Source organism: Mycolicibacter senuensis (assembly GCF_003284925.1).
In the GTDB taxonomy this organism is placed as follows: domain Bacteria; phylum Actinomycetota; class Actinomycetes; order Mycobacteriales; family Mycobacteriaceae; genus Mycobacterium; species Mycobacterium algericum_A.
Window position 1 is genome coordinate 17868 of record NZ_QMEX01000017.1, and the last position, 22682, is coordinate 40549.

Annotated in this window: 21 protein-coding genes; 13 read left to right on the plus strand and 8 right to left on the minus strand. The window is 69.0% G+C overall.

The window, feature by feature from the left end; genetic code table 11:
* Positions 1-64 precede the first annotated feature (64 nt).
* From DQP56_RS07420 to DQP56_RS07445, 6 genes are all read left to right on the plus strand, one after another.
* The gene (locus DQP56_RS07420; RefSeq protein WP_112684318.1) at positions 65-871 is read left to right on the plus strand and encodes an MlaE family ABC transporter permease; all 807 of its coding nucleotides are present in this window, start codon (positions 65-67) and stop codon (positions 869-871) included.
* A 3-nt stretch (positions 872-874) separates the two neighbouring features.
* Positions 875-1729 (plus strand): MlaE family ABC transporter permease, encoded by an 855-nt coding sequence (locus DQP56_RS07425; RefSeq protein WP_112684319.1) that lies wholly within the window; start codon positions 875-877, stop codon positions 1727-1729.
* Positions 1730-1801: 72 nt separating this feature from the next.
* On the plus strand, positions 1802-3379 hold the full coding sequence (locus tag DQP56_RS07430; protein ID WP_112684348.1) for a methylmalonyl-CoA mutase family protein: 1578 nt from the start codon (positions 1802-1804) through the stop codon (positions 3377-3379).
* Positions 3380-3402: 23 nt separating this feature from the next.
* Positions 3403-3804, plus strand: a complete 402-nt coding sequence (locus tag DQP56_RS07435; protein WP_112684320.1) for a cobalamin B12-binding domain-containing protein — start codon at positions 3403-3405, stop codon at positions 3802-3804.
* Between the two features lies 1 nt (position 3805).
* On the plus strand, positions 3806-4762 hold the full coding sequence (locus tag DQP56_RS07440) for an LLM class F420-dependent oxidoreductase (RefSeq protein WP_112684321.1): 957 nt from the start codon (positions 3806-3808) through the stop codon (positions 4760-4762).
* Complete coding sequence (locus tag DQP56_RS07445) at positions 4759-5778, plus strand: CaiB/BaiF CoA transferase family protein (protein ID WP_112684322.1); 1020 nt, start codon at positions 4759-4761, stop codon at positions 5776-5778. Before DQP56_RS07440 ends, DQP56_RS07445 begins: the two co-directional genes overlap by 4 nt.
* A gap of 26 nt (positions 5779-5804) precedes the next feature.
* On the opposite strand, the gene DQP56_RS07450 is transcribed toward DQP56_RS07445, so the two are convergent.
* The 3 genes from DQP56_RS07450 to DQP56_RS07460 all read right to left on the minus strand — a co-directional run bounded on the left by DQP56_RS07450 (position 5805) and on the right by DQP56_RS07460 (position 8234).
* A complete protein-coding gene (locus DQP56_RS07450; protein WP_112684323.1) occupies positions 5805-6959 on the minus strand; it encodes a thiolase family protein in 1155 nt (384 codons plus the stop codon).
* 13 nt (positions 6960-6972) lie between these two features.
* Positions 6973-7389 carry a Zn-ribbon domain-containing OB-fold protein gene (locus DQP56_RS07455; RefSeq protein WP_112684324.1) on the minus strand — a complete coding sequence of 139 codons (417 nt, stop codon included), beginning with the start codon at positions 7387-7389 and terminating at the stop codon, positions 6973-6975.
* A 194-nt stretch (positions 7390-7583) separates the two neighbouring features.
* Positions 7584-8234, minus strand: a complete 651-nt coding sequence (locus DQP56_RS07460) for a TetR/AcrR family transcriptional regulator (RefSeq protein WP_205868816.1) — start codon at positions 8232-8234, stop codon at positions 7584-7586.
* A gap of 173 nt (positions 8235-8407) precedes the next feature.
* Between DQP56_RS07460 and DQP56_RS07465 the strand changes: the two genes are divergently transcribed.
* Entirely contained in the window at positions 8408-9190 is a 783-nt protein-coding gene (locus DQP56_RS07465; protein WP_112684326.1) for an enoyl-CoA hydratase, read from the plus strand.
* Here the strand turns inward: DQP56_RS07465 and DQP56_RS07470 are convergent.
* Genes DQP56_RS07470 through DQP56_RS07490 form a run of 5 tightly spaced genes read right to left on the minus strand, consistent with a single transcriptional unit; the run spans position 9183 to position 15316 of the window.
* Positions 9183-10661, minus strand: coding sequence for an AMP-binding protein (locus DQP56_RS07470; RefSeq protein ID WP_112684327.1), 1479 nt, complete (start codon positions 10659-10661; stop codon positions 9183-9185). The genes DQP56_RS07465 and DQP56_RS07470 overlap by 8 nt on opposite strands.
* Positions 10658-11431, minus strand: a complete 774-nt coding sequence (locus tag DQP56_RS07475; protein ID WP_112684328.1) for an SDR family NAD(P)-dependent oxidoreductase — start codon at positions 11429-11431, stop codon at positions 10658-10660. The genes DQP56_RS07470 and DQP56_RS07475 overlap by 4 nt, the downstream gene beginning before the upstream one ends.
* 2 nt (positions 11432-11433) lie before the next feature.
* The gene (locus tag DQP56_RS07480; protein WP_112684329.1) at positions 11434-12981 is read right to left on the minus strand and encodes an AMP-binding protein; all 1548 of its coding nucleotides are present in this window, start codon (positions 12979-12981) and stop codon (positions 11434-11436) included.
* On the minus strand, positions 12978-13715 hold the full coding sequence (locus DQP56_RS07485; protein ID WP_112684330.1) for a GntR family transcriptional regulator: 738 nt from the start codon (positions 13713-13715) through the stop codon (positions 12978-12980). Before DQP56_RS07485 ends, DQP56_RS07480 begins: the two co-directional genes overlap by 4 nt.
* Positions 13712-15316: an SMP-30/gluconolactonase/LRE family protein gene (locus DQP56_RS07490; RefSeq protein ID WP_112684331.1), complete on the minus strand. Its 1605-nt coding sequence runs from the start codon at positions 15314-15316 to the stop codon at positions 13712-13714. The genes DQP56_RS07485 and DQP56_RS07490 overlap by 4 nt, the downstream gene beginning before the upstream one ends.
* A gap of 175 nt (positions 15317-15491) precedes the next feature.
* Here DQP56_RS07490 and DQP56_RS07495 point away from each other — a divergent pair, with 175 nt between their 5' ends.
* From DQP56_RS07495 to DQP56_RS07520, 6 genes are read left to right on the plus strand one after another with little or no spacing between them, the layout of a single operon-like run.
* The gene (locus DQP56_RS07495; protein ID WP_112684349.1) at positions 15492-16628 is read left to right on the plus strand and encodes a CaiB/BaiF CoA transferase family protein; all 1137 of its coding nucleotides are present in this window, start codon (positions 15492-15494) and stop codon (positions 16626-16628) included.
* A 14-nt stretch (positions 16629-16642) separates the two neighbouring features.
* Entirely contained in the window at positions 16643-17806 is a 1164-nt protein-coding gene (locus tag DQP56_RS07500; protein WP_205868818.1) for an acyl-CoA dehydrogenase family protein, read from the plus strand.
* Positions 17803-18723 carry an acyl-CoA dehydrogenase family protein gene (locus tag DQP56_RS07505; protein WP_112684333.1) on the plus strand — a complete coding sequence of 307 codons (921 nt, stop codon included), beginning with the start codon at positions 17803-17805 and terminating at the stop codon, positions 18721-18723. The genes DQP56_RS07500 and DQP56_RS07505 overlap by 4 nt, the downstream gene beginning before the upstream one ends.
* Positions 18720-19883 carry an acyl-CoA dehydrogenase family protein gene (locus tag DQP56_RS07510; protein ID WP_112684334.1) on the plus strand — a complete coding sequence of 388 codons (1164 nt, stop codon included), beginning with the start codon at positions 18720-18722 and terminating at the stop codon, positions 19881-19883. Before DQP56_RS07505 ends, DQP56_RS07510 begins: the two co-directional genes overlap by 4 nt.
* Positions 19880-20884, plus strand: coding sequence for an acyl-CoA dehydrogenase family protein (locus DQP56_RS07515; RefSeq protein ID WP_112684335.1), 1005 nt, complete (start codon positions 19880-19882; stop codon positions 20882-20884). Before DQP56_RS07510 ends, DQP56_RS07515 begins: the two co-directional genes overlap by 4 nt.
* A 25-nt stretch (positions 20885-20909) precedes the next feature.
* A complete protein-coding gene (locus DQP56_RS07520) occupies positions 20910-22616 on the plus strand; it encodes a thiamine pyrophosphate-binding protein (protein ID WP_112684336.1) in 1707 nt (568 codons plus the stop codon).
* The last annotated feature ends 66 nt before the right edge of the window (positions 22617-22682 follow it).

Genomic DNA, 22682 nt, shown 5'->3' on the forward strand with positions numbered 1-22682 from the left:
AAACCTTGAATCGGATAGTATCCACTCGCGCGTGCCACGAGTGTTCTTAAAGGAGCCTGCCGTTATGGGGATCAAGGACCTGACCTCGTGGTCCCCGCAGCTGGCGATCGGGCGGCTGGCGGAGCCGATGCAGGCCGTCGGGGGGCTTTTCGCCATGACCGTGGACGCAGTGCGCTTCTTGTTCAAGCGCCCGTTTCAGGCGCGGGAGTTCCTCGAGCAGTCCTGGTTCGTCGCGCGGGTGTCGCTGGCGCCCACCTTGCTGGTGGCGATTCCCTTCACGGTGCTGGTCAGCTTCATCCTGAACATCCTGCTGCGGGAGCTCGGCGCGGCGGACCTCTCCGGTGCCGGCGCGGCGTTCGGGGCGGTCACCCAGGTCGGGCCGATGGTGACGGTGTTGATCGTGGCCGGCGCCGGTGCCACCGCCATGTGCGCCGACCTGGGCTCGCGCACCATCCGCGAAGAGATCGACGCCATGGAAGTGCTGGGCATCAACCCGGTGCAGCGGCTGGTCACACCGCGCATGCTGGCCGCCGGGCTGGTGGCGCTGCTGCTCAACAGCCTGGTGGTGATCATCGGCATCCTCGGCGGCTACGTGTTCTCGGTCTTCGTCCAAGACGTCAACCCGGGCGCGTTCGCGGCCGGCATCACCTTGCTGACCGGGGTGCCCGAGCTGATCATCTCCTGCATCAAGGCGGCGCTGTTCGGCCTGATCGCCGGCATGGTCGCCTGCTACCGCGGCCTGACGATCTCCGGCGGCGGCGCCAAAGCCGTCGGCAACGCCGTCAACGAGACGGTGGTGTACGCGTTCATGTCGTTGTTCGTCGTCAACGTGGTCGTCACCGCGATCGGCATCAAGATGACGGCGCGCTGAGCCATGGCGCTACGGGCTCTGCAGGCGGTCTATCCGGGGGTGACCCGGCAGGTTCGCCGACCCATCGCCGCACTGGGCCGGCTCGGTGACCACACGCTGTTCTACGGCAGGGCGATCACCACGGCGCCGTTCGCGTTCACCCATTACCGCCGGGAGGTCATCCGGCTGATCGCCGAGATCAGCATGGGCACCGGGACGCTGGCGATGATCGGCGGCACGGTGGTGATCGTCGGGTTCTTGACCCTGGCGGCCGGCGGCACCCTGGCGGTGCAGGGCTACAGCTCGCTGGGCAACATCGGCATCGAGGCACTGACCGGGTTCCTGGCGGCGTTCATCAACGTCCGCATCTCGGCACCGGTGGTCGCCGGCATCGGACTGGCGGCCACCTTCGGCGCCGGGGTGACGGCGCAGTTGGGCGCGATGCGCATCAACGAGGAGATCGACGCGCTGGAGGCGATGGCGATCCGCCCGATCGCCTACCTGGTCAGCACCCGCATCGTTGCCGGACTGGTCGCCATCACACCGCTGTACTCCATCGCGGTGATCCTGTCGTTCATTGCCAGCCGCTTCACCACGGTCTTTCTGTTCGGGCAGTCGGCCGGCCTCTACGACCACTACTTCCGGACCTTCCTGAACCCCATCGACCTGCTGTGGTCGTTCCTGCAGGCCTTCCTGATGGCGGTCACCATCTTGTTGATCCACACCTATTTCGGCTATTTCGCCGCGGGCGGCCCGGCCGGCGTCGGTGTCGCGGTGGGCAACGCGGTGCGGACGTCACTGGTCGTCGTCGTGTCGGTGACGCTGCTGGTGTCGCTGTCGGTCTACGGCGCCAGCGGCAATTTCAATCTGGCGGGCTAGTCCGGCGGCATCGACGCACGTCACAACTAGTGGTATTGGCATTCTCATTTTTTGCAAGTACCGTATCCAATGATGAACGACCCAGTGCAAACCTCCTCGGGAATCCCGCTGAAACCGGTGTACGGGCCGGACGACCGTCGCGTCGAACCGGCCGCACCGGGGACCTACCCGTTCACCCGGGGCAACTTCGAGTCCGGCTACCGCGGCCGGCTGTGGACTTTCCGGCAATACTCGGGTTTCGGCACCGCCGAGGAGTCCAACCGGCGCTACCGCTACCTGCTCGACCAGGGCGGCACCGGGCTGTCCGTCGCGTTGGACCTGCCCACCCAGTGCGGGTATGACTCCGATGACCCCGAGGTCGGCGAGGAGGTCGGCCGCGTCGGCGTGGCCGTCGACACCCTCGCCGACGCCGAGATCCTGTTCGACTCGATCCCGTTGGACAAGATCAGCACCAGCTTCACCATCAACGGGACCGCCGCCATCCTGCTCGCGTTCTACGTGGCCGCCGCCGAGCGCAAGGGCGTCCCGCGGGCCAAGCTCACCGGCACCATCCAGAACGACATCCTCAAGGAGTACGCCTCCCGCGGCACCTGGATCTGGCCACCGGAGCCGTCGCTGCGGCTGATCGCCGACACCATCGAGTTCTGCGCCGCCGAGGTGCCCCGCTTCAACGCGATCTCGGTGGCCGGTGCGCACTTCCGCGACGCCGGCGCCAACGCCGTCCAGGAGATGGCGTTCACACTGGCCGACGGCGTCACCTACTGCGACACCGTGGTGGAGCGCGGTCGGATGACCATCGACCAGTTCGCCCCGCAGGTGTCGTTCTTCTTCTACACCCACGGCGACTTCTTCGAGGAGGTCGCCAAATACCGGGCGGGACGGCGCCGCTGGGCCACCATCGTCCGCGAGCGCTACGGCGCCGGCACCGACAAGGCGTCGATGTTCCGGTTCGGCTGTGTCGCCGGCGGGGCATCGCTGTTCGCCCCGCAGGCCCAGAACAACCTGGTGCGGGTGGCGTATGAGTCGATGGCGGCGGTGCTGGGCGGAGTGCAGTCGATGTTCACCGCGGCCTGGGACGAGCCGTTCGCGCTGCCCAGCGAGGAGTCCGCCACGCTGGCCCTGCGCACCCAGCAGATCCTGGCCTACGAGACGGGCGTGACCCGGGTGGCCGATCCGCTCGGCGGCTCCTACTTCGTCGAAGCGCTCACCGACGCCACCGAGGAGCGCATCATCGAGATCATGGACGACCTGGAGCGCCACGGCGGGATGGTGCGCGCCATCGAGGACGGCTATCTGCAGGGGCTGATCGCCGACGAGGCGTTCAAGATCCATCACGAGATCGAGTCGGGGGAGCGGCCGGTCGTCGGCGTCAACAAGTTCACCTCCGACGAACCGCCACCGGAGATCGCCACCTACGAGCTCGACGCCGAGGGTCGCGACGTCCAACTCAAGCGACTGGCCCGGGTCAAAGCCGAGCGGGACGCCGGTGACGTCGCCGCCGAGCTGGCAGCGCTGTCGCGCGCCGCGGAAGGCGATGACAACCTGATGCATTCCCTGATCGATTGCGCCAACGCCTACTGCACGGTGGGTGAGATGGTCTCGGCGCTCAAGGCGGTCTGGGGCGAGTTCCAGCAACCGGTGGTGTACTGATGACTTCTGCGCTCCCTTCGGCTGTGCCCCAGCGGGTTCTGGTCGCCAAGCCCGGCCTCGACGGCCACGACCGCGGCGCCAAGATCGTCGCGCGGACGCTGCGCGACGCCGGCTTCGAGGTCATCTACACCGGCATCCGGCAGCGTGTCGAGGACATCGTCTCGACCGCGCTGCAGGAGGACGTCGCGGTGGTGGGCTTGAGCATTCTGTCCGGCGCGCACGTTGCGCTGACCGCCCGCATCGTCGAGGCGCTGCGGGCCGCCGACGGCGGTGACATCGCGGTGGTGGTCGGCGGAACCATCCCGCAGTCCGACGTGGACAAGCTGTTGTCGCTGGGGGCGGCCGCGGTCTTTCCCACCGGAACATCATTGGACGACTTGGTGACCGGTGTTCGCCGGGTCATCGGCCACGTGGAGGCCTCCTGACATGCGACTTGGGGTGATGATCGGCGCCGAGCGCGGCGACATGGCGCGCAAGGTCAAAAAACTGATCTCCGATATCGAATGGGCCGACTCGGCGGGGCTGTCCACCGCGTGGATGCCGCAGGTGCCCGACGATTTCGATCTGCTGACCATGGTGACGCTGATGGCCTGCCACAGCACCCGGATCGAACTCGGCACCGCCGTGGTGCCGTTGCAGGCTCAGCACCCGATTGCGTTGGCGCGCCAGGCGCTTTCGGTGCACGCCGTCTCCGGTGGCCGGCTGGCCCTGGGCGTCGGGCCGTCGCACCACTGGATCATCCGGGACATGCTCGGCCTGCCGTATGACAAGCCGGCCGCCTACACCCGCGACTACCTGCAGGTGCTCAACGCCGCGCTGGCCGGCCCGGGACCGGTGGACGTCGAGAACGACCACTTCACCGTGCACAATCCGACCGCACTGGGCGCCGAGACCAAGATGCCGGTGCTGGTGGCCGCGCTCGGTCCGGTGATGTTGCAGATCGCCGGCGAGCACGCTGACGGCACGTCGCTGTGGATGGCCGACGAGAAGGCGATCGCCGAGCACATCGCGCCGAAGATCAACAAGGCCGCCGCGGAAGCGGGCAGACCCGCACCGCGTATCGTCGCCGGCATCCCGGTCACGCTGTGCGCCAATTCCGAGATCGAGACCGCCAAAGAGCGCGCCAACCGGATCCTGGCGGAGGCCGAGACCTCGCCGAACTATCAGCGCCTGCTCGACCGCGGCTCGGCCCGCGATGTCGGCGACCTGTGCGCGGCCGGCGACGAGGAGTCGATCCTGAAGCGGTTCAAGCAGTTCGCCGACGCCGGGGTGACCGACCTGTCGGTGCGGCTGCTGCCGATCGGCGACAACCGCGATGAGCTGATCGCCTCCAAGTACCGCACCCGCGAGGTGATCGCCGAGCTGGCCAAGGATATTTCGTGAGCGGACCGCTGTCGGGGATCCGCATCCTCGAAGTGGGAGTGATGCTGGCCGGTCCGTACGCGACGATGCTGCTGGCCGATCTCGGGGCCGAGGTCATCAAGATAGAACCGCCGAGCGGGGAGATCTCCCGCCAGGTCGGCCCGAGCTACTTCGCCAGCCTCAACCGCAACAAGCGCAGCGTCCGGCTGGATCTGACCACCGACGCCGGGCAGGCGCGGCTGGCCGAGCTGGTCGCGGAATCCCATGCGCTGCTGGTGAATATGAAGCCGTCGGTGATCCGCCGGCTGGGACTCACTTACGATGCGCTGCGGCGGCACAACGAGAAGATCGTGTGCGTCGCGCTGACCGGGTTCGGGCTGGACGGCGGCGACGAGCCGGCGTTCGACTACGTGATCCAGGCGGCCACCGGGATCGCCGCGATGACCGGCGACCCGAACGGCCCGCCGACGCTGCCGGGCTACTCATCGGCGGACAACTCCACCGGCCTGGCGGCCGCCCTGGGTCTGCTGGCCCAGATCGTCAGCGGCCGCGGCGGCCAGGTTGAAGTGTCGCTGCTGGACGTGATGTTGTCCCAGCTGAACTACCGGGCGTCGGCCTACCTCAACGACGGCGTCGAGCCGCAGCGGCATCCGCACGGCGCACACTCCTATTACGTGCCGGCCCAGCTGTTTCCGACCGCAGCGGGCTATCTGGCGCTGTTCGTCACCCATGACGGATTCTGGAAGAGCTTTGCCACCGAAGCGGGTATCGACGGCTTTGCGACCATGGAGGAGCGCGCAGCCCGCCGTGCGGAAGTGCTGGCCGTGGTCACCGCCGCGCTGGCGGCTGACACCGCGGCCGGCTGGGAGCGCCGCCTGCGTCCGCTGGGGATCCCCGCGGCCGCCGTTCGGACCATGCCCGAAGCGCTGAAGGAATATCACCACGCCATCGTCACGGCCGGCGATTTTCGGTTGGTGGGCAGCCCGATTCGCGTCGCGGGGTACGAACCCGACTACCGGCCGCCGCCGGGGCTGTAACCGGCCGTCGCACAGTGGCCGGACGCTCAGACCGTGACGATGGTCGCCGACGCCGTCCCGGGCGCACCGTAGACCTGCGCGAAGCCCACCTTCGGCTCGCCCGGCACCTGACGGTCACCGGCCCGGCCGCGCAGCTGCAACACCAGCTCGTGCAGCTGGCGAAGCCCGGACGCCCCGATCGGCTCGCCGTTGGCGATCAGGCCGCCGTCGGTGTTGACCGGCAGTGACCCGGAGATCTCGGTGGCGCCGTCGGCGAGTAGCTTCTCCTGGTCGCCGTCGGCGCAGAAACCGCATTCGGCCATGTGGATGACCTCGGCGCCGGCGTCGGTGTCCTGCAGCTGGATCACATCGACGTCTTCGGGTGCCACACCGGCCTTTTCGAACGCGGCGCGGGCGGCATACACCGTCGGCGCGACGTCCTCTTCGATCGGAGCCGACGTGCCGTGCACCTCGTAGGCGCCATAGGTGCGGGTGCGGATCTCGGTGGCCTTCAGATACACCGGCTTGTCGGTGTAGCGGTGGGCGATGTCGGCACGGCACATCACCACCGCGGCGGCGCCCTCGTCCGGCGCGCAGAACATGTACTGCGTCAGCGGGTAGTTCAGCACCGTCGAGTTGAGGATGGCGTCCTCGGACATCGGCTTGCGCCGGAAGGCATTCGGGTTCAGCGCGCCGTTGCGGAAGTTCTTGGCGGCGACTTTGGCCAGCGTCTGCTGCGAGATGTTGTGCTTGTGCAGGTAGCGGTTGGCCTTCATGCCGAAGAACTTGGTGGTGACGAACTGCCCGTTCTCGGCGTACCAGGCCGGCAGCGCCAGCTTGGCCGGGTCATCGGTGAACGCCCCGCGGGGGTGCTTGTCCATGCCGATCGCGATGCCGATGTCGTACTTGCCGGATGCGATGTTGTCGGCGCAGACCTGGGTGGCCGTGGCCGCCGTCGCGCAGGCGTTGAACACGTTGGTGAACGGGATGCCGGTGAGCCCGACCAGTCGGGTCACCGCGTCGGGGTTGGAGATCTCGTAGCTGCCGCCGACCCCGAACTGGATGTCCTTCCACTCGACACCGGCGTCGGCCAGCGCGGTGTGGATCGCCTCGGCGCCCATCTGCATCGCGGACTTGTCGAACCGGCCGAACGGGTGCAGGCCGACGCCGATGATCGCCACATCGTTGTTGGTTACCGTCATGTCGCAGGTCTCCTTAGACGGGCTGGAAGGCCCAGGTGAGAATCTCGGTTCCGTCGTCGTCGACATAGAACGGCACCATGGTCAGTTCGACGTCCATCCCGAATTTCAGCTTGGCGGGATCGGATTCGGTCAGGCGGGCCTCGACCTGGATCACGTCGCCGAGGCGGATCAATCCGATGCCGAAGGGGGTGAAGCTCTCGGCGGTCTCGCCGCCGGCGTAGGGCAGCTTCGGCACGAAGCCCTGGGTGGTCCAGGCTTCCAGCGTGCCCTGGCGGGGCAGCAGCAGATCCTGCATCCGCGGGCCGCTGCAGCGCGGGCAGTGATCCTGCCGCGGCCACACCGTCGCCTCGCAGTCGTCGCATTGACTGCCGACCAGGGCGAGGTTCTCGTCGGGCCAGTTGGTGACCTCGGGAGCCAGGACTTTACGCATGGGCGGCACCCGCCGGGTGACCGCACGATGTGGAAATCACATTCTCAATTAGAGCATATGACCATCTGGGAGGGAAGCCGATGCCGGCTTCGGGCGTCGCGCTGGCGATAGTGCCGGGGTGCGAGCGTGCGCAAACCCGGGAATTTCGGCGGCGTGTCGACCGGAAACACGCCCGCTCGCGCAAGAAAGTCCGATCAGTTGGCCAGGCCGTGGGCGCAGAAGTCCCACACCTCGTCGGCGGTGATGGGATGGACGGCCGGGTCGTCGGATTCGCCGCTGGACTGCGCCACAAACATCACGGTCTGCATGGTCATCGCTGCCATGCGCCGCGCGTTGACGCCGTTGCGCAACTCGCCGGCCTGCTCGGCGGCCTCCATCAACTCGGTGAGCAGACTCAGCAGCGGGGTGAAAGCGACCCGGACCTCGGTGGGATGCGAAACCAGCAGCCGCGGTGCGAAATCGGTGAACAGCGGGCGCTTGGCCGACGGGTCCGGCCGGGACAGCTCGAAGAGCAACTCGACGGCGACCTTCAACCGCTGCAGTGGCTTGCTCTGGTCCTCGGTGGCGGCGCGGATCTGGTCGGCGGTCCGGCTCAGGGCGTCCTCGAACAGCGCCAGCAGCAACTCGTGCTTGCCGTTGAACTGCAGGTAGAAGCTGCGCAGCGACTGCCGTGAGCGCTCCACCACCTCCTGGACGGTGAAGTCCGTGCTGCCCTTCTCGATGATGATGGCCTGGGCGGCGTCCAGAAATCGCTGAACGCGCTGGGCGGCGCGCAGCCGTGCGGTCTTGATCGATCGCTCAACCGCCCGCTGCTTCCAGACGGGCTCCTCTTCGGGGTTGCTCACCAGCGGCTCCGACCGTTGCCTTTTTGGGAGAACACGAATGCACCTTACCGGAGAATGCGGTCATGTCGGCGTGGCCGATCGCGGCGGTGCCGTCCCGGCGGCGAAGATGGTAACTTTCCGAGAATGAGAAGCGGCTTCTCATCGATTGCCGATCCCGCAACTGAAGGACACCCATGTACATCGATTACGAGGTCGCCGACCGGATCGCGACGATCACGCTGAACCGGCCCGAGGCCGCCAACGCCCAGAATCCCGAGCTGCTCGACGAGCTCGACGCGGCCTGGACGCGCGCCGCCGACGACGACGATGTTGCCGTCATCGTGCTGCGGGCCAACGGCAAACACTTCTCGGCCGGCCACGACCTCAAGGGCGGCGGCCCGGTGCCGGACAAGATCACCCTGGAGTTCATCTACAAACACGAGTGCAAGCGGTACCTGGAGTACACGCTGCGGTGGCGCAACCTGCCCAAGCCGTCGATCGCCGCGGTGCAGGGCCGGTGCATCTCCGGTGGGTTGATGTTGTGCTGGCCGTGCGACCTGATCATCGCCGCCGACGACGCCCAGTTCTCCGACCCGGTGGTGCTGATGGGCATCGGCGGCGTCGAGTACCACGGGCACACCTGGGAACTGGGCCCGCGCAAAGCCAAGGAGATCCTGTTCACCGGCCGCGCGATGACCGCCCAGGAAGTCGAGCAGACCGGGATGGTCAACAAGGTGGTGCCGCGCGATGAGCTCGACGCCGAGACCCGCCGGCTCGCCGAGCACATCGCCACCATGCCGTCCTTCGCGCTGCGGCAGGCCAAGCGGGCGGTCAACCAGACCCTGGATGTGCAGGGCTTCTACTCGGCGGTCCAGTCCGCCTTCGACATCCACGAGACCGGCCACGGCAACGCGCTCTCGGTCTGCGGCTGGCCGGTGCTGGTCAACCTCGACGAGATGAAGTCACAGGTCAAGTAGTCGCGCGGGCCAACGACCGCAGCTCGCGTTTGAGCACCTTGCCGTAGCTGTTCTTGGGCAGCGCGTCGACGAACTCGTAGCGTTTCGGGCGCTTGAACCGGGCGATGCGTTCCAGCAGATGGGCGTCCAGTTCGGCCGCTGACGCATCGCCGACGATGAACGCGACCACGACCTCGCCCCATTCGGCATCCGGTGCGCCTACCACGCCGGCCTCGACGACCCCGGGGTGGTCCAGCAGCGCCTCTTCGACTTCGCGGGGATAGATGTTGCTGCCGCCGCTGATCACCACGTCCTTGGAGCGGTCCCGCAACGTGAGAAACCCGCGCTCGTCGAAGCAGCCCTTGTCGCCGGTGAACAACCAGCCGTCCCTGATGGTCGCGGCGGTGGCGTCCGGGTCCTTCCAGTAGCCGGCCATCACCACGTCGCCGCGGCAGACGATCTCGCCGACCTCGCCGACCGGCGCGGGGGTGCCGTCGTCGCGCAGCACCGAGACTTGCACTCCGGAGCGCGGATAGCCCACCGAGGCCAGCATCGCGTTGTCGCCGCCGCCGTGGTCGGCACGGCTCAGGCCGGTGATCGTCATCGGGGCCTCGCCCTGGCCGTAGAGCTGGGCGAACACCGGCCCGAACGCGGCCAGTGCGCGCTTGAGGTCCCCGAGATACATCGGGCCGCCGCCGTAGATGATGGTGCGCAGATTCGCCGGACGCTCACGGCCGGTGGCGACCAGGCGTGCGATCATCGTCGGCGCCAGAAACGCGGTGGCACCCGGATGATGCCCGCACAGGTCGAGGAATTCGTCGGCGTCGAACGCGCCGGAGGCCGGCACCACCTGCCGCGCCCCGCGCAACACGTAGGGCGCGATGTACAGCCCGGAGCCGTGCGACATCGGGGCGCCGTGGATCAGGCTGCAATCGGCGTCGGGATCGTCGAGATCGGCCAGATGCGCCACCGTCATCGCCATCAGGTTGCGGTGGGTCAGCATCGCCCCCTTCGAGCGCCCGGTGGTGCCGCTGGTGTAGAACAGCCACGCCAGCCGGGAGGGATCCGGATCCGGCGGCGCCGCCGGTTCGATCTGGAACCGCTCCAGATATGCTGCGCTGCCGATGATCTCGATCGGGATGGGTACCGCACCGCTCAGCCCGGCGGCGAGCGTCGGGGACGCGAAGATCAGATCAGCGCCGGCGTCGGAAATGATCTGGGCCATCTCGCGTGGGTGCAGCTTGTAGTTGAGCGGGACGACGACGCCGTCGGCCGCCCAGGTGGCGAACATCAGCTCGATGATCTCGGGCCGGTTCTCGCTGGCGATCACGATCCGTGCCCCGGGCGCAACCGCTGCGCGCAGTGATGCCGCCAAGCGCAGCACGCGGTCGGCCAGCTCGCGCCAGGTGTGCAGTTGGCGCTCACCGTGATACACCGCGCCGCGCTCGCCGAATCGGGCCGCGGCCTGATCGAGCAGCGAGAACAGGTTCACGGCTGCACCCAGTGCGAGTCGAGCCCGAAGTCCGAGAGGTACTTGGTCGAACTCCAACCGCCGTCCACCACGATGGTCTGGCCGTTGATGAACTCGCCGGCCTCCGAGCACAAGAAGGCGACGGTGTTGGCGATGTCGTCCACCCGGCCCAGTCGCGGATACGGCGTCATCTCGGTGTTGATCTTGCGGAAGCGCGGGTCGTCGAGGCGTTGTTCGACCATCGGCGTGACGGTGACCCCGGGGGCCACCGCGTTGCACCGGATGCCCTGGGCTCCGTACTGGCAGGCGATGTGGGTGGTCAGCGCGGTCATCCCGCCCTTGGCGGCGGAGTACGCCCCGCCGCGCAGGCCGCCGACCACCGCGAAGGTGGAGGTGACGTTGATGATCGCCGACCCGGGCCGCAGGTGCGGCAGCACCTCACGCGCCAGCCGGAACGGTGCCCGCAGCATCAGGTTCAGGAAGTGGTCGAGGGTGTCGTCGTCGGTGTCGTGCAGCGGTTTCGGGCTGCCGACGCCGGCATTGTTGATCAGAAAGTCCACCCGGCCCCACCGGGCCAGCGCGGCATCGACGATCTGCTGCGGCGCGTCGGCCGCGGTGAGGTCGACGGCCAGCGTGGCGACCCGATCCGGATCGCCGATCTCGGCGGTGAGCCCGGCCAGCCGATCGGCGTCGCGGCCGGTCCCCAGCACGGCCAGCCCGTCCGCGGCAAGCTTTGTGGCGCAGCCGAATCCGATTCCGCTGCTGGCACCCGTCACGATCGCCACCTGCATGCTCACTCACCTACCTTCGACCGGGCCAGCACCGCCCGGATGCGCTGCTTGACAACCTTTCCGGCATCGTTCTTCGGCAGCTCGTCCCAGATCTCCACCTGCTCGGGCGCCTTGAACACCGCCACACCCTGCGCGGTCAGCAGCTCGCGCAACTCGGCCACGTCGGGCGCGGTGCCGCCGGCTGGGACGATCACGGCGCAGGCGCGTTCCCCGGTGCGCTCGTCGGGCACACCCACCACGGCGATCTCGGCGATGCCGGGATGGCCGATCAGGATGTCCTCCACCTCTCGCGCGGAGATGTTCTCCCCGTTGCGGATGATGACGTCCTTGAGTCGGCCGGTGACCAGCAGGTACTCGTCGTCGACCCAGCGGCCCAGATCGCCGGTGGCGAAGTAGCCTTCGGCGTCGAAGCAGCCCCGCGCGTCCTCGCTGCGCCGGTAACCCACCAGCATCTGCGGCCCCCGGACGTAGATCTCGCCCTCGCCGTCCGGGGCGCCGCGGTGGGCGACCAACTTGATATCGGCGATCCCGGCCCGGCCGTCGGTGTCCGCGGCGTAGGCGCGCTCGTGGGCACCGACCGCGCCGACCGTGGTCACCGGAACCTCGCTGGACCCGTACACCCGGGTGACGGCGGCGCCGTCGAAGTAGTCGGCCGCCTCGCGGATCAACGACGCCGGCACGGCTGCCCCGCCGCAGACGAAGAGCTTCAGGTCGGGCAACCGGGTGCCGGCGCGACGGGCGGCGGCCAGCAATTGGGCCAGAAACGGCGTCGCCCCGGCCACGTGGGTGCAGTGTTCGGCCCGCATCAGCGCCACCGCCGCCTCGGCATCCCAGCTGTCCATCAGCACCGCGGTCGTGCCCAGCAGCAGCGGTGCCTCGAACGCATAGATCGACCCGCCGATATGGGCGATCGGAGACGGCACCAGGAACGTGGCGCCGCTCTCCATCAGCCAGTGCCGCCCGAGCTGAGCGATCAGCGCGTTGATCGAGTTATGGCTGTGCAGCACGCCTTTCGCTCGGCCGGTGGTACCAGAGGTGTACAGCAGCAACAGCACCGCGTCCGGGTCCACCGGCGGCAGCGACACCGCGCGCGGGTGGTCGGTCAGCGCACGGTAGTCGGTGCCGGCGGCCGGGCCGGATGCGCGCACCAACACCACCTCCGGCGGCTCGGCGAGGGCAGCGGTCACCCGGGTCAGCATGGCGGCGTAGTCGTGACCGCGGAAGCGCTGCGGGGCGAACAACATTCGGCTGCCCGAATCCGACAGGATGAACGTCAGCTCCGCATCCCGCAGCGACGGCAGGATCGGGTTGACCACCATCTGAGCCAGTGCCGCGGCCAGGTAGACCACGGCGGCCTCGTGCCAGTTCGGCAGCATGAACGACACCACGCTGCCCGCCGGCATCTTCTGCGACATCGCGCCGGCCAGCGCGTGGGCAGCGGAATGCAACTCCCGGCAGGTCAGCCGGGTCTCGCCGTCGACGAGCAGAACACGGTTGGGAGCCCGATCGGTTTCCTGCGCCAGGGCGTCGGCCAGCGTGTGCAGCCTCATGGGCCGGGCTGTCCCATCACCCGGTGCAGCGTCATCGAATACCGGTAGTCGTCGCCGGCGTGGGTGTTCACCGTCACCTGCGCGATCTCGCCCTCGGAGGTGGTGTAGCTGCGCTGCATCTGCAGTGCGGCGGTTCCGGGTTCGACGGCCAGTTCGCCGGCGAGTTCGGCGGTGACGATCACCGCGCGGATGTGCTGGCGCACCTCAACGACGCTGACGCCGAACACGTCCTCGATCAGCGGGAAGATCGGACCGGTGTGCCGCTGCAGCAATCGGCCGACGCGCGCGAACGCGCGGTTGATGTAGTACTCGGTCCGGCAGATCGGCGCGCGCTGGCCGTCGGCTCGCCGGTAGCCGCGCACCGCCAGCCAGTCGGTGCCCGCCGGCAGCCCGGTGCGCGCGGCGATTTCGTCGTCGACGGTGACCATGGCATTGGCGTCGATCTCGAAGGAGGCGCCGGCCGCGAAGGCGACCAGGTCATCGATCGACACCACGTCCTGGGCATAGCAGTTCGTCGCCGTGCGGGGAATCACCACGGTGCCCGCGCGGGGCCGGGACACCACCAGGTTGTCCTCCCGCAGCCGCCGCAGCGCTTCGCGGACGGTGTACCGGCTGACCGAGAACCGTTCGCACAGTTCGTGTTCGGTGGGCAGCTGGGAACCCACCGGATAGACCCCGTCGGCGATCTCCTTGCGCAGGGCCCGCGCAACCTTGAGGTAGCGGTGGTCGGTCACGGGTCGACCGGGTGCAGTGCCAGCACGCTGCCCTCCCCGTCGGCCGCGACGAACAGCGTGCCGTCCCGGCCGCGTGCGATGCCGGCGAACGGGCCCTGCGGACCGGAGAACGGCGGCATGCCCTTCAGCGGTTTAGGCACCACGCCCGGCGGCGGTCCGATCGGCAGGCCGGCGGCGACGGTGTGCCGCGACCCGGTGGCCAGGTCGACGGCGAGCACCTCGCGATTGCCCGCGTCCACGATGTAGAGCCGGCCGTCGGCCGGCAGAATGCCCTGCGGCCGGGCCAGGCCGTCGACGACCGTCTCGGTGCCGGACGCGCCGACCCGCACCACCCGCCCGGCGCCGGATTCGGCGACCAGGTAGGTCCCGTCATCGGCACGGACGATCCCGACCGGGCCCGCCAGCCCGGCGGCGAGTACCTCGACGGTTCCGGCGTCCACGCGCAGCACCCGGCCGGTGCCGAACTCGGTGACCACCACCCCGGCGGGTCCGGCGGTGACCCCGTAGAGCTGGTCGAAGCCGTCGGCGAGCACCTCGCCGGCCGATTGCGCCGGCAGGTAGCGGCTGACCTGTCCACCGGAGGTGGTGACGACGAACTCGCCGGCGCCGACCGCGGTCACCCCGCGGATGAAGCCGGGATAGCCGGGACTGAACAGCATGCCCAGCGTCTGCAGTCGGTTGTCGTCGCCGACCGCATAGAAGTAGGTGCCGTCGGCGACGTAGAGCGTGCCGGTGGCGTCGACGGTGAGGTCCAGCGGCCAGTTCAGTCCGCCGGGCAGCACCGTGGTCACCGCACCGCCGGTGATCTCGGCGATCTCGCCGCTGAAGTTGGAGACGAACAGCCGCTCGCCGACGAATGTGCAGTTGTCCAAGCCGGGACTCAGCTGTGCCAGCACGGTCTGATCGCCGGTGCGCGGGTCGATGCGCAACACCTGGCCGCTGGCCGCTTGGGTCGAGACGATGAATCCGTCCGCGTCGAACTTCACCGAGTCGGGAACACCGAGATCGCCTGCAACCCGCTGCGGCAGGGCTTCGGTCGCCAACGGGTCGATGCGCCAGATCTCGTTGGCGGTCATCACCGGGAAGTACAGCAGCCCGTCGGGCCCCACCGCCATGGCGTTGGGCGACGGCAGGTTCTCGGCCAGGATGCGCTGCGCCCCGGTGGCACGGTCCAGCTCCATCAGCCGGCCGCCGTCGCGGCACTCCCCGACGAACAGCCGGTCTTGATGCACCGTGATCCCGTTGGCGCACGGTAGATCGTCGCGCAGTACCCGGGCGCGTCCGTTGTCGAGCGCACTGACCCGGGCGTCCATCACCTCGGTGGCATACAGCGTGCCGGCGGAGTCGAAGGCGACGTCGTCGGGGGCCACGACGTCCCCGCCGCGTGCGCTGATGACGGCCAGCTCGCCGGTGGACACGTCCAGCGCGCTGATCTGGCTTCCGGTGACCTGGGCGACGTAGACCCGGCCGTCGGGGCCGGTCCGCAGGCCGTTGGCGCCGAACAGCCGGCTCGGGGCGGTCACCCGCTCCAACCGCCAGCCGGGTGCGACCGTCGGGTCGGTCCGCCCATCGCGCGGAAGAAGCGGGGAGGGTGCCGTCATACCTTCGGACGCTACCAAGCGCAGTTAGTCCAGACAATAGCCGTCAGTGATGCGCGTCTGGGCCTTGACGCGCGAATAAGCGCTGCGGAATAGTGTTCTGCAATACGCAGAACGGAGTATTTTGTCCGAACAAATCACGGTGGACGTCGCTGGGGGCGCTCCGGCGAGCGGACCACTGCATGGTGTCCGCGTGGTCGACCTGACGACCATGGTGATGGGCCCCTACTGCACGCAGATCATGGCCGACATGGGCGCCGATGTCATCAAGGTCGAGCCGCCCGAAGGCGATGCCACCCGCTACATCTCGGCGGGCCCGGCGCCGGACATGAGCGGGGTGTTCGTCAACGTCAACCGCGGCAAACGCGGCATCGTGCTGGACCTGCGCACCGACGAAGGCAAGGCGGCGATGACCGCGCTGATCGCCGGCGCCGACGTGTTCATCCATTCGATGCGCGCCAAGGCGATCACCAAGCTGGGCCTGGACTACGGCGCGGTGGCCGCGATCAACCCCGCGATCGTCTACACCAACTGCTACGGCTATTCCCGGCGCGGCCCCGAGGGCGACCGCCCGGCCTACGACGACACCATCCAGGCCGAATGCGGACTGCCCGCGGTGCAACAGCAACTCACCGGCCGGGCCGACTACGTGGGCACCATCATGGCCGACAAGATCGCCGGGCTGACCGCGCTGTACGCCACGATGATGGCGCTGTTCCACCGGGAGCGCACCGGGCAGGGCCAGGAGGTCGAGGTCGCGATGTTCGAGACCATGGCCTCGTTCATGCTCGTCGAACACGCCAACGGCGCGATGTTCGACCCGCCGCTGGGGCCGGCGGTCTACCCGCGCACGGTGGCGCCCAACCGGCGCCCGTATCAGACCAGCGACGGACATATCGCCGCGCTGATCTACAACGACAAGCACTGGAACGCCTTCATCGATGCCGTGCAGCCGCCCTGGGCCTCCGAGCAGTACGCCACCCTGGCGCAGCGCGCCCAGCAGATCGACACCGTGTATGGACTGCTGGCCGAGACCATGACAGAACGCACCACCGCGCAATGGCTGAAGCTGTTGCACGAGTTGGAGATTCCAGCCGCCCCGCTGAACGCCCCGGGTGACCTCTTCGACGATCCGCACCTCAACGCGGTCGGCCTGTTCGAGACCGTCGACACCCCGGCCGGACCGGTGCGCTTTCCCGGCGTGCCCACCTGGCTGTCGCGCACCCCCGGCCGGGTTGCCGGCCCCGCGCCGGAGCTGGGAGCCCACACCGCGGTGGTGCTCGCCGAACTCGGGCTCGACGGAGCGCGCGCGTGAGCCTCGACTTCGACATGGGGCCACGCGCCGGCGCACTACGAGGCCAGCTGCGCGAGCTGATCGAACACGAGCTGCCGGAGCACTTCCCGGGCGCGTTCACCGACGATCCGGCCGATCTGGCTGCCGCACAACGGTTCTGCCGGGTGCTCGCCGAGCGCGACTTGCTGTGCCTGTCCTGGCCGCAGCAGTTCGGCGGAGCGGACGCCTCGGTGTGGGAGCAGACCGTGGTCCGCGAGGAGATGTGGGCCCACCACGAACCGCGCGGGGCGCAGTACATGGGGGTCAACTGGGTCGGGCCGATCATCATGCGGCACGGCACCCCCGAACAGCAGCGCCGGCACCTGCCGCCGATCGCCGCCGGCGAGGTGATCTGGTGCCAGGGCTTCTCCGAGCCCGAGGCCGGTTCCGACCTGGCGTCGCTGCGCACCCACGCCCGCCGCGATGGCGACGGCTGGCTGATCAACGGCCAGAAGATCTGGACCTCCTACGCGACCATGGCGCAGTGGTGTTTTCTGCTGGCCCGCACCACCCGCCTCGGTGAAGACCTCAAAGAAGGGGTGGCGACCAAGAAGCAGCAGGGCCTGACGGTGTTCCTGGTGCCGATGGACAACCCGGCGATCCAAGTCCGGCCGATCCGCACCATGATGGGCCCGCACCATCTCAACGAGGTGTTCTTCGACGACCTGCGGGTGACCGACGCCGACGTGCTGGGCGAGGTCGACGCCGGCTGGTCGATCGTGGCCGACGTGATGTCCTACGAACGGGTGGGCATCGCCCGCTACGCGCGCTGCGAACGCCTGCTTGCCGCCGCGCCGGACGCGCTCGGCGATCGCTGGGAGACGTTGCCCGCCGAATTGACGGCGCGGTGGGTGCGGATGCTCACGCACTGCCGGCGCGCCCGGCTGATGGCCTACCGGGTGGTCTCGCTGCAGGCCAGCGGGCGGATTGCGCCGGGGGACGCGGCCGCCTACCGGATCGCGGTCACCCGGCTGGACCAGGAGAGCGCCGAGGTCCTGATGGAGATCGCCGCCGAAGCCCCGGGCGGACCGCGGGGGCAGTGGTTCCGTGCCGAGGTCGACGACCACTGGCGCTATTCGCAGGCCGCCACCGTCTCGTCGGGCAGCATCGAGATGCAGCGCATCCTGCTCTCCCGCGCGCTGTTGGCGGGGTCGCGATGATCCTCGAACTCGGCGCGGACGCCGAAGAATACGGGCGGGCGGCACTGCGGGCGTTCGACGCGGCCGGTGGCGACGAGCTGGTGGTGCGCGCCGACGCCGACCCGGCCGTGCGCGACGAGCTGGTCTCCCCGGTGCTGCGTGGCCTCGGCGCATTCGACCTCAAGCCCCGTGCCGACGCCGACGAACTCGAAGCCGCCGCCGCGCTGTGCCGCAGCGCCGGCTACTGGGCGCTGCCTTACCCGGTGGCCGAATGCCTTTCGGCGCCCGCCGGTCTCGATGTTGACGGCCTCATCGTGGTCGCCGAGCACGAGCCCGCCGGGGCGGTGGCGGGGTTGTCGAAACGGTGGGCCGCGGTCACGCTGGCCGGGGTGCGCAGCACGGCGGTGACGCAACCGGCGGCCGGACCGGGGCTGGTTGCCGAGCTGACGCTGACCGAGCTCGACACCGCCGGCGCCGATGACGTGGCACTGGCGCTGGCGCTGGGATGCTGGACATTGCTGGGGATGCTGGACCGGGCGCTGGACCTCACGAAAGACCATGTGCGGCTGCGTGAACAGTTCGGCCAGCCGCTGGCGAAGTTCCAGGGCGTGCAGTTCCAGCTGACCGATGCCGAAGTGGAACGCGCCGGGCTGGACATACTGGCCAAGTACGCGCTGTGGAGCATCGCGACCGCACGCCCCGAAGCGGTCGACGACGCGCTGGCGCTGCGCGCGGCGGCGCTAGAAGCCGCCGACGTGGTATTCCGGGTCTGCCACCAACTGCACGGCGCCGTCGGGTTCTGCGACGAGACGGCCCTGTCCTGGCTGTCGCGTTACAGCCAACCGCTGCGCCGGCTGCCGTGGGGGCTCTCGGCGACCCGCGGGCTGCTGGTCGAGCGCGCCGGCCGCACCGGGCTGACGGGACTCTACGCAGGATGACCGGCACCGGTGATTTCCGCGCCCAGGTACGCCAGTGGTGCGCCGACAACATCCCGGCAGACTGGCGCCGCACCCAGACCGGGATCAGCGAGGCCGAGTTCGTCGACTTCCAGCGCCGCTGGTTCGCCACGCTGCACAGTGCCGGGTTCGCCGTGCCGCACTGGCCGCGCGAATGGGGCGGCGGCATGTCGGTGGCCGAACAGGCCGTGCTGTATCAGGAGCTGGCCGCCCACGACGCGCCGCGGCTGGTGCTGGCCTTCGTCGGCATCCACCACGCGGCGGCCACCCTGCTGGCCGCCGGCACCGAGGAGCAGCGCCGCCGGCACCTGCCGGGGATCCTCGACGGCGAGATCTGGGTGCAGGGCTTCTCCGAACCCGAGGCCGGCTCGGACCTGGCGTCGCTGCGCACCACCGCGCGCCGGGTGGGCGACACCTATGTGATCAATGGCCAGAAGCTGTGGGCCAGCGGCGCGAGCCACGCCCAATGGTGTCTGCTGCTGGCCCGCACCGACCCGGATGCCCCCAAGCGCAAAGGGATCTCGTACTTCCTGCTGGACATGGCCACCCCCGGGGTGCAGGTGCGGCCGATCCGCAACGCCGTCGGCGATGAGCATTTCTGCGAGATCTTCCTCGATGACGTGGTGATCCCGGCGGCCAACCTGATCGGGGCCGAGAACACCGGCTGGCAGGTGGCGCAGGCGACGCTCGGGGCCGAACGCGGCATGACCATGCTTGAGCTGGCCGAGCGGCTGGGCTGCGCGGGTTTCCGCTGGCTGGTGCAGGCCGCGCCGACCGACGACCCGGTGGTGGCCGACAGGTTGGCGCAGCTGGAAACCGAGATCACCGGCCTGCGGGCGATGTGCCGCCGACTCGTGGAAGACGTCGAGGCCGGCACGGCCGGGCCCGCCGACGCCTCGATCGTGAAGCTCTACTACAGCGAGCTGTTGCAGCGGCTCACCGACTTCGGCGCCGAGATCGGCGGTTTGGCCGCGCACACGGCGCTGGCCAAACCCCTGTCCAGCGGCTGGGAGTCGGGATCCTGGGTGCTGGATTTCATCGGCTCCTGGGAGTGGACCATCCCCGGCGGCTCCAGCGAGATCCAGCGCACCATCATCGGCGAACGCGGCCTGGGATTGCCGCGAGAACCGAGCCTGCGGTGACCACAACCGATTTCGCCGAACTGCACGACGACCTTCGGGCCGTCGCCGCCGACGTGCTGTCCCGCGGCCGCGTCGTCGACTGGCCGACCATGGCCGACGCCGGCTGGGTCGGGCTGGAGGTACCCGAGGCCTTCGGCGGGGCCGGTGCGACGTTCGCCGAGGTCGCCGTGGTCTGCGAAGAACTGGGAAGGGCTGCCGCGGCGACCGACTACCTGGGCAGCGCGGTGCTGACGGTGGGCGTGCTGAACGCACTGCAGCACAGTGCGGTTCGTGACCGGTTGCTGACCGATGTCGCCGCCGGCACGACACGGCTCGCCACGGTGATGGGTGACTTCACCCTGGCCGCCGACGGGCGGCTGTCCGGACGTGCCGACTTCGTTCCCGACGCCGACGGCGCCGATCGGCTGCTGGTGCTGGCCACCGACCACACCGGCGCCGAGGTCGCCGTGGACACCGACATGCTCGCCGTCACTGCGCAGCCGGTGCTCGACCAGACTCGCCGGGTCGCCACCGTGCTCGCCGAGGGGGTGCAGGTGGCCGAGCCGTTGCGGTTCACCGGCAATCCCCGGTCGGTGCAGCACCGGGCGGCCGTCGCGGTGGCCTGCGACAGCCTCGGTTTGGCCGAGGCAATGCTGGCCGCCACCGTGTCGTATGCGCAGACCCGCCACCAGTTCGGCCGTCCCATCGGCTCCTTCCAGGCCGTCAAACACGCCTGCGCGGACATGCTGGTGACGGTCTCGGTGGCTCGCGCCCTGGTGCGCGAGGCTGTCGACGCGCTGGTGGCCGGCGGCCCCGAAGACGCCGATACTGCGGTCGCGATGGCGAAGTCCTACACCTGCGCTGCCGCCGTCGACGTGGTCGGCAAGGCGCTGCAGTTACACGGCGGGATCGGCTACACGTGGGAGAGCGGCATCCACGTCTATCTGAAACGCGCCGTATTCAACCGGTCGCTGTTCGGGTCACCGGCAGCGCACCGCCGACATCTCGCTCAACGGTATTAACAAGTCAAGCAAGGAGTTTCGAGAAGTGGGTGTTCCCGTATATCGCCGGATCCTGGAATTGTTCGAGGCCGAGGGCGTCAACACGCTGTTCGGTATCCCCGACCCCAACTTCGTGCACATGTTCGTCGAGGCCGAACAGCGCGGTTGGTCGGTGGTGGCACCGCACCACGAGGAGAGCGCCGGGTTCATGGCCGAGGCGGCGTCGCGGATGACCGGGGCGCCCGGGCTGTGCATCGGCACCCTGGGGCCCGGCGTGGCCAACATCGCCGGGGCGATGATGTGCGCCAAGGTGGAGAACTCCCCGGTGGTGTTCCTGGGTGGGCAGCGGGCCCGCATCACCGAGCGGCGAGTGCGGCGCGGGCGTATCCAATTCGTCCGCCAGGAAGAACTTTTCGCGCCGTCGGTGAAGTACAGCGCGTCGATCGAGTACGCCGACCAGACCGATGAGATCGTGCACGAGGCGATCCGCCGGGCCATGTCCGGCACCCCCGGCCCGGCCTACATCGAATACCCGTCGCACGTGATCCTCGAAGAGCTCGATGTCGCCGGTGCGCCGGAGCCGCACCGTTATCGGCTGGTCAACCAGCGGGCCGGGGCGGCCGAGGTCGCCGAAGCCGCCGAGATCATCCGCAACGCGGCCAGCCCGATTCTGCTGGTGGGTCACGGCGTACACACCTCGCGCAGCGCGGCCGCGGTGCGTGAGCTGGCCGAACTGATGGCATGCCCGGTGATCCAGACCTCCGGCGGCACCGCGTTCATCCCCGGTCTGGAAGACCGCACCTTCCCCTACGGGTTCTCCCAATCGGCGGTCGAGGCGGTGGTGGCCTCGGATGTCTGTGTGGCGCTGGGCACCGAACTGGGCGAGCCGGTGCACTACGGCACCACCCGGCACTGGGCGGAGCGCAACGCCGAGCGCAAATGGATCTACGTCGAACAGGACCCGATGGCGATCGGGGTGAACCGGCCCGTCGACGTGCCGCTGGTGGGTGATCTGCGGGGCATCGTCCCGCAGTTGGTCGAAGCTCTGAAAGACACACCGCGCACCCCGTCGGCCGAGCTGGACCGCTGGATCCGCCAAGACGCCGAGCAGCTCGCCGAGCTGGCCGAGACCGCGCCGGCCGGACGCAGCCCGGTGCACCCGGCGCGCTTCGTCGTCGAGGCCACTCGGGCTTTTCCCGCCGACGGCATCATGGTGCGCGACGGCGGCGCCACCGTCATCTTCGGCTGGACCTATTCGCAGGCCAAGCCGCACGACGTGATGTGGAACCAGAACTTCGGCCACCTGGGCACCGGCCTGCCGTACGCGGTGGGCGCCTCGGTCGCCGAGGGCGGCAAGCGGCCGGTGATGCTGCTGACCAGCGACTCGGCGTTCCTGTTCCACATCGCCGAGCTGGAGACCGCCGCCCGGCTGAAGCTGCCGCTGGTCTGCGTGGTCGGGGTGGACTACCAGTGGGGCCTGGAGGTCGGGGTGTACAAGCGCACGTTCTCCCAGCCCTCGCCGCAGCCGGGCGTGCACTGGAGCAAGGACGTCCGGTTCGACAAGATCGCCGAGGGCATGGGCTGCCACGGCGAGTACGTCCAGGACGAGGCGGAGATCGGACCGGCGATCAAGCGGGCCTATGCTGCGGGCGGGACCGCGGTGATCCACGTGTGCATCGACCCCAAGGCCAACTCGGAGGAGATGCCCAATTACGCCGAGTTCCGCACCTGGTACGCCGAGGGAACCCAATGAGTGAGAATGTTATTCTCATTTTCGGCTAACGCCTATCCCTGAGTGCAGCGACGAGCTGGAGGAGAC

Excerpts from the sequence above, each read along its gene's own strand:
- DQP56_RS07420 (WP_112684318.1), top strand. The coding sequence starts at position 65 with ATGGGGATCAAGGACCTGACCTCGTGGTCCCCGCAGCTGGCGATCGGG.
- DQP56_RS07425 (WP_112684319.1), top strand. The coding sequence starts at position 875 with ATGGCGCTACGGGCTCTGCAGGCGGTCTATCCGGGGGTGACCCGGCAG.
- DQP56_RS07430 (WP_112684348.1), top strand. The coding sequence starts at position 1,802 with ATGAACGACCCAGTGCAAACCTCCTCGGGAATCCCGCTGAAACCGGTG.
- DQP56_RS07440 (WP_112684321.1), top strand. The coding sequence starts at position 3,806 with ATGCGACTTGGGGTGATGATCGGCGCCGAGCGCGGCGACATGGCGCGC.
- DQP56_RS07450 (WP_112684323.1), bottom strand. The coding sequence starts at position 6,959 with ATGACGGTAACCAACAACGATGTGGCGATCATCGGCGTCGGCCTGCAC.
- DQP56_RS07455 (WP_112684324.1), bottom strand. The coding sequence starts at position 7,389 with ATGCGTAAAGTCCTGGCTCCCGAGGTCACCAACTGGCCCGACGAGAAC.
- DQP56_RS07465 (WP_112684326.1), top strand. The coding sequence starts at position 8,408 with ATGTACATCGATTACGAGGTCGCCGACCGGATCGCGACGATCACGCTG.
- DQP56_RS07475 (WP_112684328.1), bottom strand. The coding sequence starts at position 11,431 with ATGCAGGTGGCGATCGTGACGGGTGCCAGCAGCGGAATCGGATTCGGC.
- DQP56_RS07480 (WP_112684329.1), bottom strand. The coding sequence starts at position 12,981 with ATGAGGCTGCACACGCTGGCCGACGCCCTGGCGCAGGAAACCGATCGG.
- DQP56_RS07490 (WP_112684331.1), bottom strand. The coding sequence starts at position 15,316 with ATGACGGCACCCTCCCCGCTTCTTCCGCGCGATGGGCGGACCGACCCG.
- DQP56_RS07500 (WP_205868818.1), top strand. The coding sequence starts at position 16,643 with ATGGGGCCACGCGCCGGCGCACTACGAGGCCAGCTGCGCGAGCTGATC.
- DQP56_RS07505 (WP_112684333.1), top strand. The coding sequence starts at position 17,803 with ATGATCCTCGAACTCGGCGCGGACGCCGAAGAATACGGGCGGGCGGCA.
- DQP56_RS07510 (WP_112684334.1), top strand. The coding sequence starts at position 18,720 with ATGACCGGCACCGGTGATTTCCGCGCCCAGGTACGCCAGTGGTGCGCC.